We start from the raw sequence: 15,810 nt of genomic DNA, 5'->3' as shown, positions 1-15,810 counted from the left end.
AGATGGCGAAGGATGCGCCCCTGACCGTCGCCGTGATCGGCGCCGGAATCGTGGGCTTGTGCGCGGCGCTGGAAATCCAGCGCGCCGGTCATCATGTGATCCTCATCGAACCAGGCGATCCCGGCGGCCGGCAGGCAGCCTCCTACGGCAATGCGACCTGGATCAACCCCGGCGCGATCGCGCCGATTTCCCTGCCCGGACTGTGGCGCAAGGTACCCGGCTTCCTGCTCGACCCGACCGGACCGTTCACCGTGCGATGGCGGGACTTGCCGCGGCATGCGGGCTGGCTCGCCCGCTTCATCGCGGCTGGCCGGGACTGGGATCGCATCGCGACGATCGCGCGCCGGCGCTACCCGCTCTGCAAGGACACGGTGGCGGATCATCGGACCTATGCCGCCGAGGCCGGAATGGGGCACCTGATCCGGCAGCAAGGCCTGGTCTATGTCTATCCGGATCGGGCGGCCTTCGCTGCCGAGAGCCGGATCTGGACGATGCGGCAGGAATTGGGCGTGCGCTTCAGCGAGGTCGAGGAAGCCGAATTGCGCCGCCTGCAGCCCGAGCTGTCGCCGCGTTACCGTTTCGGCGCGCGGCTCGACGATGCCGGCCAGATCGCCGATCCCGGCGCTTATTGCGCCGCCCTTGCCCGGCTCCTGGAGGCGCGCGGAGCGCAGCGCATCGGGGCGCGCGCGGCCAGCTTCGTTCTCGACGACGGCAAGCTGCGCGCCGTCATGACCGACCAAGGGCCGGTCGCCTGCCAGCGCGCCGTCCTTGCAGCGGGCATCGGCTCTGCCGGCCTGGCCCAGCTCGCCGGAGACCGCGTGCCGCTGATCTCCGAACGTGGCTATCACATCGTCATCCCCGAGCCGGGCGTCGAGCTGGGCGCCGGGCTGATGCCGTCGGATGGCCAGATGGGCGTCGTCTCGACGCCACAGGGGCTGCGGCTCGCCGGGCAGGTCGAACTCGCCGATCCTGCCGCCGAACCGGACTGGCGCCGCGCCGAGATCCTGCTCGGCTTTGCCCGCAAGATGTTTCCCGGACAGGCCGATCGATTCGGGACCCCCGCAATCGATCGCTGGATGGGCAATCGCCCCTCCACGCCCGATGGCCTGCCCTGTATCGGCTTCGCGTCTCGCTCGCCCGATATCCTGCACGCATTCGGCCATGCCCATACCGGGCTCACCCAGGCGCCGGCGACCGGCAAGCTCGTCGCCGCGCTGATCGACGGCCGCGAGCCGCCCTTCGATCCCGCTCCCTATTCCGCCCGGAGATTCGTCCGATGAGCGCGCGCCTGCTCTATCTTTCGCGTAACGATGTGAAGAGCCTCGCCGTCGCCCCCGGCGAAGCGCGCGAGGCCGTGCTCCGGGCCTTTCGCGACCATGCAGCCGGCCTCAACCGCAGCCTGCCCAAGAGCGCGCTGGGGCTCGGTCCCGGCCATGGCTTCCAGGCGATGACGGCCGCCTCGCAGGCGGACGGAATCGCCACGCTGAAATGGGTCGCGATGGCGCCGGTCGGCGCGGGCAGCGCGGTGCCCGGCATCAACGCCCTGATCTGCGTCAGCGACTACGGCAGCGGCGCGCCGCTGGCCGTGCTCGACGGCGACGAGATCACGCTGATCCGCACCGCAGCGCTCTCGGCCGCCGCCGCCGCGCGCATGGCGCCAGCCGCGCCCAAGACCATCGGCTTCGTCGGCTGCGGTCTACAGGCCCATGCCCATCTCGCCGCCTTCCTCGACCTTTATCCCGGCCTGACCACGGTGCTGGCCTTGAGCCGCAGCCGCTCCTCGGCGGAACGCCTGGCAGAGGCTGCCTCGGAACGAGGGCTCGCCACGGAAATCGTCGCGGAGGCCGACACGCTGCTCGCCCGCAGCGACATCGTCATCTCGATGGTGCCGGGCGCACCGGGTTTGAAGCCCTTCCTCGATGCCCGGCTGATGAAGCCGAACGCCTTTGCCGCCGCCGTCGATATCGGCCGCAGCTGGATACCCGAGAACCTGCCGGCCTTCGACGTGCTGGTCACGGACAGCCTGGCGCAGTCGAAGGCGCCCTACGACATCGATGGCAACCCGGTGACGACGGTCCGCTTCGGCCACGATCTGGTCGAGCTTGCGAACGCAGCCCATCCCACGGCGCCGGGCAGCCGTTCCTTCTTCTGCTTCCGCGGCTTTGCCCTTGCCGATCTGGCGCTTGCGCATCTCGTCGTCGGTCAAGCGCGCGAACGCGGCATCGGGGCGATGCTGCCGCGATGAATGCCAGGGCCGCCTTCGCCCATATCCTCAACGTTGCCGATGCGCGCCGCGCCGCTTCGCGGCGGCTGCCCCGCGGCCTGTTCGAATATGTCGATCGCGGCAGCGAAGACGAGGTCTCGATCGCGACCAATCGCAGCCGGCTCGATGCGATCAGGCTTTCTCCCGCCGTGTTGGTCAATGTCTCGCAACGTTCGACCGAGGCCGAGATCCTCGGCCGCCGCCAGCCGCTTCCCCTGGTCATCGCGCCAACCGCCGTCGCCGGCCTCGTCTGGCACGATGGCGAGATCGCGATCGCCAAAGCGGCGGCGGCCGCGGGCGTTCCGTTCTGCGTCTCGACCCAGTCGATCACCGCGATCGAACGCATCGCGGCGGAGTCAGGCGCCCGGCTCTGGTTCCAGCTCTATGTCTGGAAGAACCGGCAGCGCATGCTCGCTCTGCTCGACCGGGCCTGGGCTGCCGGCGCCGAGACGCTTGTCCTGACCGTCGACACCGCCGTCGGCCCGAACCGCGAATACAACCTCCGCAACGGCTTCGGCATCCCTCTCAAGGCCTCGTGGCGGGCCGGCCTCGACCTCGCGCTGCACCCGCGCTGGACCGCCTCTGTCATGCTGCGCGCGCTGGCGACGGGCGGCGTGCCGACTTATGCGCATTATCCCGATGAGTTCCGCACGAAGCTCGGGCGCGCCTCGCTTTCCGACGAACTCAGCCTGGCGACCGACGTGACCTGGAAGGACATCGAGCTGTTGCGCCGGCACTGGCGCGGCAAGCTCGTGCTCAAGGGCATCCTGCGGGTGGACGATGCGCAGGCGGCGGCGGCTCACGGCGTTGACGCCATCATCGTATCGAACCATGGCGCGCGCAATCTCGACTGCGCCCCCGGCCCGACGCAGGTGCTGCCGGCGATCGCCGATGCGGTCGCCGGCCGGCTCGAGATCCTGGCCGATAGCGGCGTGCGCCGCGGCGCCGACATCGCCCGCTTCCTCGCGCTGGGCGCAAGTGGCGTCCTCATTGGGCGCGCGCCGCTCTATGGCGTGGCGATCGGGGGAGCGGAAGGAGCGGGCCGCATCCTCGACATCCTCGCCAACGAACTCGGGATCACCATGGGAATGCTGGGGGCGCCTGCCCTCGCCGATTTGCGTCGAGCGGCCGATCAGGCCTGAGAACCGGAGAGTGCGCAATGAACGTTGCCCAGGCCATGACCGCCATCCTCAAGAAGGAAGGGGTGGAACTGCTCTTCTGCTACCCGACGAACAAGCTGATCGACGAGGCCGCCCTCGTCGGCATCCGGCCGATCGTCGTGCGCCAGGAACGCACCGGGATGCATATGGCCGATGCCTATTCGCGGCTGTCTTCAGGCCGGAAGTTCGGCGTCTTCGCTATGCAGCACGGGCCGGGCATCGAGAACTCCTACGGCTCCGTCGCGCAGGCCTATGCCGATTCCGTGCCTGTGCTCGTGATCCCGCAGGGCTATCCGCAGCGGGTCTCCGGCATCAAGCCTAACTTCAACGCCGTCCAGAGCATGCGCGACATCACCAAGTCGGCGGAGCAGCTCAATCTCCCCGGCGAGGTCGTCAATGTGATGCGCCGTGCCCTGAGCCAGCTTCGTAACGGCCGCGGTGGGCCCGTGCTCGTCGAGGTGCCGAACGATCTCTGGACCGCCGAGCTGGCGCAGCCGGAGGATTACGTCCCGGTTCGCGGCCACCGCACGGCGCCCGATCCCGACGACATCATCCGCGCTGCCGAGTTGATCGGCGCGGCCCGCAACCTCGTGATCCACGCCGGCCAGGGCGTGCACTACGCCGAAGCCTGGGACGAGCTGCGCGCATTGGCCGAGCGCCTCGCCTGCCCGGTCGTCACCACGCTGCCCGGCAAGAGCGCGTTCCCCGAGGATCACCCCCTCTCGCTCGGCTCCGGCGGCCTGACCTATCCCATGCCGGTGAAGGCCTTCCTCGACGAGGCCGACGTCATCCTCGGCATTGGCTGCAGCTTCACCGAGACGCTGTTCGCCGTGCCGGTGCCGAAGGGCAAGCGCATCATCCACATGACGCTCGATTCGGCGCATCTCAACAAGGATGTGCCCGCCGACATCGGCCTCGTCGGCGACGCGAAACTGGCGTTGCAGGGGCTGCTCGCCGAACTGGAGCGGCGCGGCGTACACTCCGACAAGGGCGAGGCCGTTGCCGCCCGCATCCGCAGGGCCCGCGAAGCCTGGCTCGCCGAATGGATGCCGAAGCTGACCTCGGCCGAGACGCCGATCAATCCCTACCGGGTCGTCTGGGAGCTGATGGCGGCGACGCGCAACGAGCCAACGATCATCACCAACGACGCCGGGCGCCCGCGCGACCAGCTCACGCCCTTCTGGGTCGCGCGCGACCCGCTGAGCTTCGTCGGTTGGGGCAAGACCACCCAGCTCGGCTATGGCCTCGGCATCGCCATGGGCGCAAAGCTCGCACGGCCGGACAAGCTCTGCATCAATGTCTGGGGCGACGCGGCGATCGGCTTTACCGGCATGGATATCGAGACGGCGGCGCGCGAGCGCATCCCGATCCTCTCGATCCTGTTCAACAACGGCGGCATGGCCACTGAGCTGAACAGCATCCCCAACGCGATACGCCTCTACGCCGCCAATCGCATCACCGGCAATTACTGCGAGATGGCGCGCGCCTTTGGCGCCTATGCGGAGCGCATCACCGACCCGTCCGAGATCCGCGGCGCGATCGAGCGCGGTATCGCCAGGACGAAGGAAGGCCAGCCGGTCCTGCTCGAGTTCATCACGGCGCAGGAAACCGCGATGTCGAAAGCCTGAGGCGATGGCGCTCGCGCGCTGCTTCGATGTCGAGGATGTGCGCCGCCTCGCAAAGCGGCGGCTGCCAAAGGGCCTGTTCAACTTCATCGACCGGGCAACCGAGGACGACTTGGCGCGGGACCGCAATCGCGCCGCGTTTCGCGCGCTGACGTTTCTGCCGCGCACGCTCGTCGACGTCGCGGAACGCTCGACCGAATGCGTGCTGTTCGGCCGGCGCCATGCTATGCCGCTCGCGGTCGCGCCAGCCGGGCCGGCTGGCCTGTTGTGGTATCGCGGCGAGCTTGCGCTGGCCAAGGCCGCGGCACGCGCCAATCTGCCTTTCACCCTCTCGACCTACTCCACCGTCGCCATGGCCGATGTCGCGGCGACGGGGGCGACCGTCTGGCAACAACTCTATTTCTGGAGCGACCGCTCGCTCACCGACGCCATCGTCGACCGGGCGCGCGATCTGGACTTTCGCGTCCTTGTCGTGACGGTCGACACGCCCGTGCTCGGCCAGCGCGAATATCTCCGGCGCGACCGGTTGCTACCGCCCCATGGCCCCTCGCTGGCATCCTGCGTGGAGATGCTGCGCCATCCCCGCTGGCTCGCCGGCGTTGCCCTGCGCTATCTCGCAACCGGCGGCTTGCCGCGCGTCGTCAATCGTCCGCCGCCGGCTTCCGGTCTCGGAGCCGAGGAGATTGCCCGACGCACCTCGCTCTGCCCATCCGTGACCTGGGACGACATCGCCAGGCTTCGCCAGCGCTGGCCGCACAAGCTGCTGCTGAAGGGCATCATGCGCGAGGAGGAGGCGGGGCGCGCTTTCGCCCTCGGCTGCGACGGCGTCGTCGTCTCCAACCACGGCGGACGCAATCTCGACGGTGCCGCCAGCACGCTCGGCGCGCTGCCCCGCATCGTCGCCGCGGCCGGCGGCAGCGGCTCCGTCCTGGTCGATGGCGGCATCCGCCGCGGCAGCGACATCGCGAAGGCGCTCGCGCTGGGCGCCGGAGCCGTGCTCGCCGGCAGCGCCCCGCTCTACGGCGTCGCGGCCGCGGGCGAGGCGGGTGCGAGTCACGTGCTCGGCCTGCTGCAAGCCGAACTGGACCGCACGATGGCGCTGACCGGAAGCCGCACCATAGGCGAGCTCACGCGGGATCTGCTCGGACCCGGCCAAACGGAGGACTGCCATGGCGCCTGAGAACGACAAGGACGCCGATGTCATCGTCGTCGGCGCAGGCGTGGCCGGCGCCAGCGCCTTCCTCGAAGCGGCGACGGCCGGTGCCGTCGTCATCGGCATCGACGCCGCTCCCGGTTTCGGCGGCACCGCCCGGCTCGCCGGCGGCGGCATGTGCGTGCCGGGGACATCGCTTCAGGCCGCGCGCGGCATCGTCGACTCGGCCGATCTCGCCTTTGCGGACCTCGAAGCCGGCGGTCATGAATTCGACCGCGATTGGGCTCGCTGTTATTTCGAGCGTGGTTCCGCGGAACTGATCGATTGGCTCATCGGGCTCGGCGTGAGCTTTCCAGACATCAGGCATTTCGAAGGCGACAGCGTTCCGCGCTTCCACCGTCCGCTGGACGGGGGTGCCGGGCTCATGGACGTGCTCTGGCAGCGCATCAGGGAATGCGGCTCGCCATCGGCCTGGCGTTTCGGCTGGCGGCTGACCGAACTCATTATCGCGGACGGCAGGGTGGGCGGCGTGATCTGCCATGACGGAAAGGGGCGCGAGCAGCGGCTGCGCGCCCCGGCGGTCGTGATCGCCATCGGCGGCTTCGCCGGCAGCCTGGCGATGATCCGCCGCCATGCCCGCCGGCTCGCGGGCGTGCCGCAGGTTCTGGCGGGCGGCGGCCCCGGCGCCCAGGGTGAGGCGATCAGCATCCTGCAACGCCATGGCGTTCGCTTCGACCATCTCGACGAACTCTACTGCTACGCGACGGGCGTTCCCGATTATCGCGACCCGGCCGGCGAGCGCGGCGTCGTCTTCAGGGGCAATATCGGTTGGCTCTGGCTCAATCGGGTCGGCGCACGCTTCCACGACGAAAGCCAGTCGACCAGCGGCAACCTCGCCGTGCCGCGCCTGCTGGCCCAGCCCGGTGCGACGGCATGGGCGATCTTCGACGAAGCCATGCTGCCTGCGATCACCGTCGACGACCATCATGTCCCGCCTGGCTCGGAAACCGGCAACGAGGCTGCGAGGCGCCATCTCGCTCATTCCGGCTGGGCGTGGCAGGCCGATACGCTCGACGAACTCTTCCGCCGCACCGGCATCGATGCGGATGGCGCCGGACATACCGTCGCGCAGTGGAACGCCGGGCTTGCCGCCGGACTGGTACGCGACCCCGCGACGCATCGGCCGCTCGCCGGCCTTTCGCCGCTGGCCGAACCGCCCTTCCACGCGGTCCGCTTCGTGCCGATCGGCCGCAAGGTGATGGGCGGGGTGCAGACCGACCGGCAATGCCGCGCCCTGCTGGAGCTCGGCGGAACTCTGCCCGGCCTCTATGCTGCGGGCGAGGTGGCGGGGATGGCCGGCGGCCATATCGGCGGCATCAAGCCGCTCGAAGGGATGATGGTCGGCCCCAGCTGCTTCAGCGGCCGCATCGCCGGACGGGAAGCGGCGGCTTTCGCCCGCTTCGCCTGAGTGCCCCCCGCCAACGACGAGGCGGACACTGGCGTAAGAATCGGAGTATGGCCTTGATGGCCGGTGGACGAGTGACAGCCTGATGCATGCGAGCGTTTCGAGCCACGAGAATGAGGCGCCCGTCGTGGATTCGGCCTCGGCGGACCCGCGCTCCCTGCGCCGCTTCGAGGATGAGCGCTTCCTGACGGGGCGAGGCCATTACGTCGACGACGAGCTCGTCCCCGATGTGCTGCATGCGATGGTGCTGCGCTCGCCGCACGCCCATGCCGCGATCCTCTCCGTCGATGCCTCGGCTGCCCGCGAGCTTCCGGGCGTCCATGCGATCTACACCGCGGCGGATATCGCCGACCTCGGCGCGCTGCCCTGCTCGCTGGCGGTTGCCGGTGACGCGCCGTTGATCGTGCCAACCAGGCAGGCTCTCGCGCGTGATTGCGCCCGGCATGTCGGCGATCCCGTCGCCTTCGTCGTGGCCGAGACGCTCGATCACGCTCGCGAAGCCTGCGAGCTCATCGCAGTCGACTACGACATCCTGCCGGCCGTCACCGACCTCGCTGCCGCCGCCGAGCCCGGCGCACCGGCAATCTGGCCGCAGGCGCCCGGCAATCTGGCGCTGCGCTATCGCCTCGGGGACGAAGCCGTCGTGGCTGCCGCCTTCGAGCGGGCTGCGCACATCGTGAGCTGCCGGGTCGTGAACAACAGGATCGTGGCAGCTGCTATCGAGCCGCGCGCTGCGCTGGGACGTTTCGATCCGGCCAGCGGCCGCTACCGGCTGTCGCTCAGCGGCGCTTCGGTCCATGACATCCGCCGCGAGCTTGCGGCAGTGCTATGCATTGCGCCCGAACGGCTCGATGTCGCCTGCCCCGATGTCGGTGGCGGGTTCGGCATGAAGAATGTCACCTATCCGGAATACGCGCTGGTGCTCGTCGCGGCCGAACGCCTCGGCAGGCCGGTGCGCTGGTTGGCCGAGCGCATCGAGGATTTTTCGGGCGGTGTCCACGCCCGGGACAATCTGACGACGGGGCGGCTTGCCCTGGACCAAAAGGGGCGCTTCCTGGCGCTTCAAGTCGAAACCATCGCCAATCTCGGCGCCTATGTCTCCTCGCTTGGCCCGGGCAGCGCTACGACGGCGCCAACTCCGGCCATGGGAGGACTCTACGACATCCCGGCGATGACGATGGATGTCCGCTGCATCTTCACCAATACCGTTCCGATCGACGCCTATAGAGGCGCCGGCAAGCCGGAGGCCAACTATCTGATCGAAAGGCTGGTGGACGAAGCGGCCCATCGCTTGGGCATCGACCCCGCCACCTTGCGCAAGCGCAATTTCATTCGTCGCTTCCCCTATCGGAAGCCCTTCGGCGCCGTGCTCGACTGCGGCAGCTTCGGCGGCAATCTCGACCGCGTGCTGGCCGCGGCCGACCGCCCCGGCTTTCGCAGCCGCAAGGCGCAATCGCGTCGGCGCGGCAAGCTGCGCGGCTTTGGCATCGGCTGCTTCCTGGAAACCTCGCGCGGCGCCCCGAACGAAGACGCCTGGTTGTCGTTCCGCGTCGATGGCGGTGTCGACATGGCGGTCGGTACCCAGTCGAACGGCCAGGGTCACGAGACAAGCTTCGCTCAACTGCTCTCGCGCGAGTTGGGCCTGCCGCTGGAGTACTTTCATCTCGTCCAGGGCGATACGGCGCGCGTGCCCAGCGGCGGCGGCCATGGCGGCGCGCGTTCCCTGCATATGGGCGGCGGCGCGCTGGTCCTCGCGGCGAGGGCGCTGGTCGAGGCCGGCAAGCTCGCTGCGGGCCAACTCCTCCAGAGCGATCCCGGTGCGGTCACCTTCGAGGGGGGCCGCTTCCGTGCTCCCGGAGCCGGCGAAGTCGATCTCGCCGGTGTTGCGCGCCATGTCGCGGAGACGACAGGGCGGCCGCTCGCCAGCCATGGCGCGCGGCGCGACGCTCCATTGACCTTTCCGAACGGCGCGCAGGCGGCCGAGGTCGAGGTTGATCCCGATACCGGAGAAGTCGCCCTGCTGCGCTATGTCGCCGTCGACGACTACGGCTCCTTGATCAATCCCCTGCTGACCGAAGCGCAGGTGCATGGCGGGCTGGCGCAAGGCATCGGGCAGGCACTGATGGAGGAAGCCCGCTACGATCCAGATGGCGGCCAGCTCCTGAGCGCAACCTTCATGGATTATGCGATGCCGCGCGCGGTGGACCTGCCTTCATTCGAGCTATCCATGGTGGAATTGGCGACCGCGGCCAATCCGATCGGCGCCAAGGGGGCGGGGCAGGCCGGCTGTATCGGCGCTCCCCAGACCGTCATCCACGCCATCCTCGACGCGCTTCGGCCTCTCGGCGTCACGCATCTGGACATGCCCGCGACGCCGGCCCGGATCTGGCGCGCTATCCGCGATGCGCGCGGGGCGAGCGAAAACGGCTAGCCGCCCGGCCGCAGAGAATTGCCGGCTAACCCGTCGCCGGTGGCACGGCCGCGATCGTCTGTGCGCGCTTGTTGCGAAGCACGTCCGCGATGAAAAGGCGGGAAAGCGCGTGATACAGCGATTCACGCGAAATCAGGCGCGCGGTCCCATAGCCCAGCATCGAAGCGGCCATCAGTGCCAACACATTGTCGTGGTTCCCCGTCATCTCCAGAATGATGACGAAGGCGGTCATTGGAGCCTGGACGACGCCCGAGAAATATCCCGCCATGCCGAGCACTGCGGCAAGGCCGACCGGAGAGCCGAGGACAGTGCCCAAAGTGCTGCCGAGGCCGGCGCCGACGGATAGCGACGGCGCGAACAGCCCGCCTGGAATGCCTGAGACGGACGAGGCCAGGCTCGCGAGGAACTTCGCTAGAAAAAACGAAAACGGCAGCGGTGTTCCCTCGATCGCGCTTCGTGCCTGTGCATAGCCGGTGCCGAAGGTCATCCCGTCGGAGGCGATGCCGATGACGGCCACCAGCAATCCGGTCAAGGCCGCAACAATGAGCGTGCGGACCAGAGGCGTGAAACCTCGCCAGCGCCGAATGCGTCGCGTCAGCGCGATCAAGCCCATACTGAAGCAGGCTCCGAAGCCGCCCCCGACGACACCGCAGGCGACGACCAGCAACCAGTCCCGCCGGAGATCCGCGGTTGCATCCGTGATGCCGAAATAGGTGTAATTGCCGACGATGGCGAGGGAGGCGAGGCCGGCGATGATGACCGCCGAGAGGACGATGCCGTTCGTTCGGGCCTGGTATGTCTTGCTCATCTCCTCGATGGCGAAGACGATGCCCGCGAGCGGCGTGTTGAAGGCGGCGGCGATGCCGGCGGCGGAGCCTGCGAGGATCAGGCCCCGCGCCCGGGCCATCCCGCCCCACCGGGCCACTTGCAGCATGATCGACGCTCCGACCTGCACGGTCGGCCCCTCGCGGCCGATGGACGCGCCGCAGAGCAAGCCCATGACCGTCAAGACGATCTTGCCCGAGGCGATCCGCAAGGACAGAAAGCCGGAGCGGTCGCTATCCTCACGCAGGTGACGCGCGGCGATGGCCTGGGGGATGCCGCTCCCCTGCGAACCCTGCACGAAGCGAGCCGCCACGAAGGCGCAGGACAAGAACCCAAGCGGCGTGACCAACAGAGGTAGGAAGCGCAGGCCGCCCTCCCGGCCGGAGACCAGTTCGAACAGGAGCTGCGCCTTGTCGGCCAGCATGGCAAACGCTGCGCTGACGACGCCGATGGCCAGCGCGCCGAGCCAGAAGACCAGCCGTTGGCGCCAGTAGCGCGGCGTCACCGCCAAGGCGCGGGAGCGCCGGATAATTCGTATTCTGCCAGGGGAATACGGCAAGCGATCCGCCCTCTCGATAGACGTCTCTGGGCTTACTAGGTCCCCCGGTCAGGATGTCCAGCAAAATGCCCATGCCGGCGTGCCGGCCGGCTATCGCATGAAGGACCCGTGATCAAATAAGCGGTTCGGTATAACCATCTGAAATAATTAGCGTTCGACTCGCGCGATTGTTAGCAGCTAGGCGCGGGGCCTCGAAACGTCTCACAGACCGGCTTCGCTGAGAATGGCGAAGGACAAGGTTCCGGGCGGCTCTTCGGCAGCATCTGGGCTGCGACGGCGCGGGCACGGTTAGAATCCGCCGTCCCGGCTCTCGGCTTTCAGGCTACATCTGCGGACGGTCCGTCAGTGCAGCCCGCGCCGCCTGCAGGTCTCAGCCGCGTTTGTTTCGATCGTGCATGGCGTGTCGCAGGTCGGAACTTCGCTGCTGGGCAAGGGTTGTTAGTTTACGGCTTCCACAAAGCTCGACAGATCATCCACGCCGTATCCTCGCTGGAGGATGACGATGCTTATCGTGACAGAAAATCGCCCACTCATAGCCCCCAATCCAATCGAAACGCCCGAACAATTTCGAGACGCACTGGAGCGGCTACGGTGTCTTGAATTCGAGGCCGGCGATGCTCCCAGAGGACGAGAGCGGGCAGAACTGGAACTCAGCATCTGCCGCTATCTCGCCAGCTGCGGGCAGCGCATCCGTTAATTTCTCAAGCTGCATCTGACGGCGGATTGCGCCGTGTTAGCGCGAGACATCGGACGCCAGAACGCCTCACGGTGACAGTCGGTCGGTGCCGGGCTGGGACCCTCGTCCTCTTAGCTACCTAGACAATCTGTCCTTGGACAAGATGCGGCACCAGCCGCCCCGGCCCGATCATTTCCAATCGAAGACCTTTACCAGCGCCGGGAACATGATGATGACGAAGAGCACCGGCAGGAAGAACAGGATCATCGGCACGGTCAGTTTCGGCGGCAGGGAGGCGGCTTTCTTCTCGGCGGCGTTCATGCGCTGATCGCGGCTCTCCTGCGCCAGGGTGCGCAGCGCCGTGCCGAGCGGAGTCCCGTAGCGTTCCGCCTGGATCAGGGCCGTCGAGACCGACTTGACGCCTTCGAGCCCGGTCCGCATCGCAAGGTTCTCATAGGCGAACCTGCGGTCGGTCAGATAGGAAAGCTCCGCCGTGCAGAGAGCGAACTCCTCGGCCAACGGCACGGACTGGCCGCCGATCTCGTTCGCGACCTTGCGGAAGGCCTGCTCGATCGACATGCCTGATTCCACGCAGATCAGCAGCAGGTCGAGCGCGTCCGGGAAAGCCAGGCGCATCGAGAGCTGCCGCTTGCTGATCTGGTTGGACAGGAAGAGTTCCGGCGCCTTGATGCCGAGATAGGCGCCGCCGATCGCGATCGCGATTTTCATCAGCAGCGATTGACCGAAACCGTTGATGAGGAAGAGATAGAACAGCGCGAACAGGAAAAAGCCGACGGGGACGGCCAGCCGGAAGAACAGGAAGGTGATTTCCGACTGCGGCCCACGATAGCCTGCCATGGTGAGCTGCCTCTTGGCGCTCTCGGTTCCGAGCCAGTCGCCGAGCTTGAACTGCTCGACGACGCGCCGCATATAGGCTTTCGGCTCCTGGCGCAGGCTGACCTTCTCGTTCTGGCGGTTGAGCCGCTCGCGCTCTCGCGCCCGGATCTTCTCCCGCTCCGTCGCGACGTTCTTCATGCGCTTCTGGAGGGTGTTGCCCTCGGTCAGCGGGATCGCGACGGTCAGCACCGTGGCGGCCGCCGCGATGGAGGCCAGCAGGGCGAGCATGAATTGCGGATCGGTGAGCCTGTCGACGATCTGGGAAATCACGCTTTCACCTCAGATCTCGAAATTGATCATCTTGCGCATGATCAGGACGCCCGTCAGCATCCATATGCCGCAGCCGACGAGGACGAGCTTGCCCATCTGGGTAAGCCATAGGAGTTCGATATATTTCGGGCTGGTGAGATAGACGAGAAATGCCACCGTCGGCGGCAGGGCGCCGATGATCCCGGCGGACGCCTTGGCCTCCATCGAGACCGCCTGGATCTTGTCGCGCATCTTGCGCCGCTCGCGCAGGACGCGCGAGAGATTCGCCAGGGTCTCGGACAGATTGCCGCCGGTTCTCTGCTGGATGGCGATCACGATGCCGAAGAAATTGGCTTCCGCGCAAGGCATCCGCTCGTAGAGCTTGCCGGTGGCTTCGGCGAGCGGCAGGCCGAGCGTCTGAGCCTCGATGATCTGGCGGAACTCCCCCCTGACGGGCTCAGTGGCTTCCGATGCAATGATGCGCAGACAATCATTGACGGGTAGACCGGCTTTGATGCCACGGACGATAACGTCGAGTGCGTTGGGGAACTCGATGGCGAACCGCTTCAGGCGTTTCGTTTTGCAGTGCTTCAGGAACCAGGCCGGCAGGCCCAGCCCTCCGATGAAAAGACCGACGGCCGCCATGATCATATTGCCGCTCAAGATCAGCAGGACGAGGCCTGTGACGATGGCGGTCACCGCGCAGGTCACATAGTATTTCCGGCGGGTCCAGCCCAAGCCCGCTTGGCCGATACGTTGTTCTAGCGTCAGCTTGTTGCGCGCATTTTCGCGGTTTTCGATCTCCTTGAGGCTTTGCGCGACCTGCCCGCGTTTCGCCCTGGCCTGCGCTTCCCGGTCGATGCTGCGCATCGTGCTCGGGCCGGCGAATTCCTTCCGCCGCTTTTCGGCCCGCTTCTCGCCGCTCAGCGTGGGGTACAGCAGCGCATAGACGACGCCGCCGACGGCGAACATGGCCAGGACGGCAATGGCGAGCGTGCTCGAATTCATGGGCTGACTCCCGACAAGGGCCTCCGCTCAGGCTGCAAAGCCTTCATTGACCTGCTCGAGCTGGTCGAGGGCGGTAGCAAGCCGCTGCTCCTCGCCGAAATAACGGGCCCGTTCCCAGAAGCGCGGACGGCCGATGCCGGTCGAACGGTGGCGGCCGATGAGCTTGCCCGCGGCGTCCTCGCCGAGCACGTCGTAGAGCATCAGGTCCTGCGTCGTGATGACCTCGCCTTCCATCCCCATCACCTCCGTGATGTGGGTGATGCGGCGCGAGCCGTCGCGCAGGCGCTGCGCCTGGATGATGACATCGACCGAGGAGCAGATCATCTCGCGCAGGGTCTTCGACGGCAGCGAGAAGCCTCCCATGGTGATCATCGACTCGATACGACTGAGACATTCGCGCGGCGAGTTGGCGTGGAGTGTGCCCATCGAGCCGTCATGGCCGGTGTTCATCGCCTGGAGAAGGTCGAAGGCCTCCGGTCCGCGCACCTCGCCGACGATGATCCGCTCGGGACGCATGCGCAGGCAGTTCTTGACGAGATCGCGCATCGTCACCGCGCCGGTGCCCTCGAGATTGGGCGGGCGCGTCTCGAGGCGCACCACATGCGGCTGCTGGAGCTGGAGCTCGGCGGCGTCCTCGCAGGTGATGACGCGTTCGTCATGGTCGATGAAGTTGGTCAGGCAGTTCAGCAGCGTCGTTTTGCCGGAACCGGTTCCGCCGGAGATGACGATGTTGCAGCGGACGCGGCCGATGATCTTCAGGATCTCGGCGGCCGGCGGCGAGACCGCGCCGAACTTGACGAGCTGGTCGAGCGTCAGCTTGTCCTTCCTGAATTTGCGGATCGTGAGCGCGGGTCCGTCGATCGCGAGCGGCGGCGCGATGACGTTGACGCGCGAGCCGTCCGCCAGGCGCGCGTCGCAGATCGGCGAGCTTTCGTCGACCCGCCGGCCGACCTGGCTGACGATGCGCTGGCAGATGTTCATCAGCTGCGCATTGTCGCGGAAGCGGATGTTGGTGAGCTGGATCTTGCCGCCCGTCTCGATGAAGGTGCGGTTCGAGCCGTTGACCATGATGTCGGCGATGTCGTCGCGCGCCAGCAGCGGCTCGAGCGGGCCGTAGCCGAGGACGTCGTTGCAGATGTCGTCGAGCAGTTCTTCCTGCTCGGCGATGGAAAGCACGACATTCTTCAGCGAGATGATCTCGTTGATGATGTCGCGGATTTCCTCGCGCGCCGATTCCGAGTCGAGCTTCGCGAGCTGCGACAGATCGATCGCCTCGATCAGCGCCCCGAAGATCATGCTCTTCATCTGATAATATTCTTCGGAGCGCGTCGCCGCTTCGACCGGCGCTAGCTTGCGCTCCTCGGCCGAGGGCTGGACCTGCTCCGGCATGCGCGCCGGCTGAAGGGCCGCGAGGCTCCTTGGGCTCAGGTTCGGCGCGACGGTCGCGCCCGCGGATCGCTTCCCGAACATCTCAACACACTCCCGCGCGTGCCGCGTGC

The 15,810-nt window shown here is 67.3% G+C and carries 11 protein-coding genes; 7 read left to right on the top strand and 4 right to left on the bottom strand.

Features of this window, described 5'->3' with window-relative positions; genetic code table 11:
• The first annotated feature begins 2 nt into the window (after nucleotides 1–2).
• The 7 genes from AC1DDA_RS15880 (at nucleotide 3) to AC1DDA_RS15850 (ending at nucleotide 10,097) form a co-directional block, all read left to right on the top strand.
• Nucleotides 3–1,280: an NAD(P)/FAD-dependent oxidoreductase gene (locus tag AC1DDA_RS15880; RefSeq protein WP_476796470.1), complete on the top strand. Its 1,278-nt coding sequence runs from the start codon at nucleotides 3–5 to the stop codon at nucleotides 1,278–1,280.
• On the top strand, nucleotides 1,277–2,245 hold the full coding sequence (locus AC1DDA_RS15875; RefSeq protein WP_476796469.1) for a hypothetical protein: 969 nt from the start codon (nucleotides 1,277–1,279) through the stop codon (nucleotides 2,243–2,245). Before AC1DDA_RS15880 ends, AC1DDA_RS15875 begins: the two co-directional genes overlap by 4 nt.
• Complete coding sequence (locus AC1DDA_RS15870; protein ID WP_476796468.1) at nucleotides 2,242–3,405, top strand: alpha-hydroxy acid oxidase; 1,164 nt, start codon at nucleotides 2,242–2,244, stop codon at nucleotides 3,403–3,405. Before AC1DDA_RS15875 ends, AC1DDA_RS15870 begins: the two co-directional genes overlap by 4 nt.
• Before the next feature lie 17 nt (nucleotides 3,406–3,422).
• Nucleotides 3,423–5,051, top strand: a complete 1,629-nt coding sequence (locus AC1DDA_RS15865; RefSeq protein WP_476796467.1) for a thiamine pyrophosphate-requiring protein — start codon at nucleotides 3,423–3,425, stop codon at nucleotides 5,049–5,051.
• A 4-nt stretch (nucleotides 5,052–5,055) separates the two neighbouring features.
• Nucleotides 5,056–6,228 (top strand): alpha-hydroxy acid oxidase, encoded by a 1,173-nt coding sequence (locus AC1DDA_RS15860; protein ID WP_476796466.1) that lies wholly within the window; start codon nucleotides 5,056–5,058, stop codon nucleotides 6,226–6,228.
• On the top strand, nucleotides 6,218–7,669 hold the full coding sequence (locus AC1DDA_RS15855) for an FAD-dependent oxidoreductase (RefSeq protein ID WP_476796465.1): 1,452 nt from the start codon (nucleotides 6,218–6,220) through the stop codon (nucleotides 7,667–7,669). Before AC1DDA_RS15860 ends, AC1DDA_RS15855 begins: the two co-directional genes overlap by 11 nt.
• A gap of 82 nt (nucleotides 7,670–7,751) precedes the next feature.
• Nucleotides 7,752–10,097: a xanthine dehydrogenase family protein molybdopterin-binding subunit gene (locus tag AC1DDA_RS15850; protein ID WP_476796464.1), complete on the top strand. Its 2,346-nt coding sequence runs from the start codon at nucleotides 7,752–7,754 to the stop codon at nucleotides 10,095–10,097.
• A gap of 25 nt (nucleotides 10,098–10,122) precedes the next feature.
• Here AC1DDA_RS15850 and AC1DDA_RS15845 read toward each other — a convergent pair whose 3' ends face one another.
• The 4 genes from AC1DDA_RS15845 to AC1DDA_RS15830 form a co-directional block, all read right to left on the bottom strand.
• A complete protein-coding gene (locus AC1DDA_RS15845) occupies nucleotides 10,123–11,481 on the bottom strand; it encodes a chloride channel protein (protein ID WP_476796463.1) in 1,359 nt (452 codons plus the stop codon).
• Between the two features lie 865 nt (nucleotides 11,482–12,346).
• Nucleotides 12,347–13,324, bottom strand: coding sequence for a type II secretion system F family protein (locus AC1DDA_RS15840; protein ID WP_476796462.1), 978 nt, complete (start codon nucleotides 13,322–13,324; stop codon nucleotides 12,347–12,349).
• A 9-nt stretch (nucleotides 13,325–13,333) separates the two neighbouring features.
• Nucleotides 13,334–14,311: a type II secretion system F family protein gene (locus tag AC1DDA_RS15835; RefSeq protein ID WP_476796461.1), complete on the bottom strand. Its 978-nt coding sequence runs from the start codon at nucleotides 14,309–14,311 to the stop codon at nucleotides 13,334–13,336.
• Between the two features lie 27 nt (nucleotides 14,312–14,338).
• Nucleotides 14,339–15,781 (bottom strand): CpaF family protein, encoded by a 1,443-nt coding sequence (locus AC1DDA_RS15830; RefSeq protein WP_476796460.1) that lies wholly within the window; start codon nucleotides 15,779–15,781, stop codon nucleotides 14,339–14,341.
• Between the last annotated feature and the right edge of the window lie 29 nt (nucleotides 15,782–15,810).

The organism is Allobosea sp. 10N428, from assembly GCF_056394545.1.
Note: the sequence above shows the minus strand (reverse complement) of the source record. Positions and strands in the feature narration are given on the sequence as shown.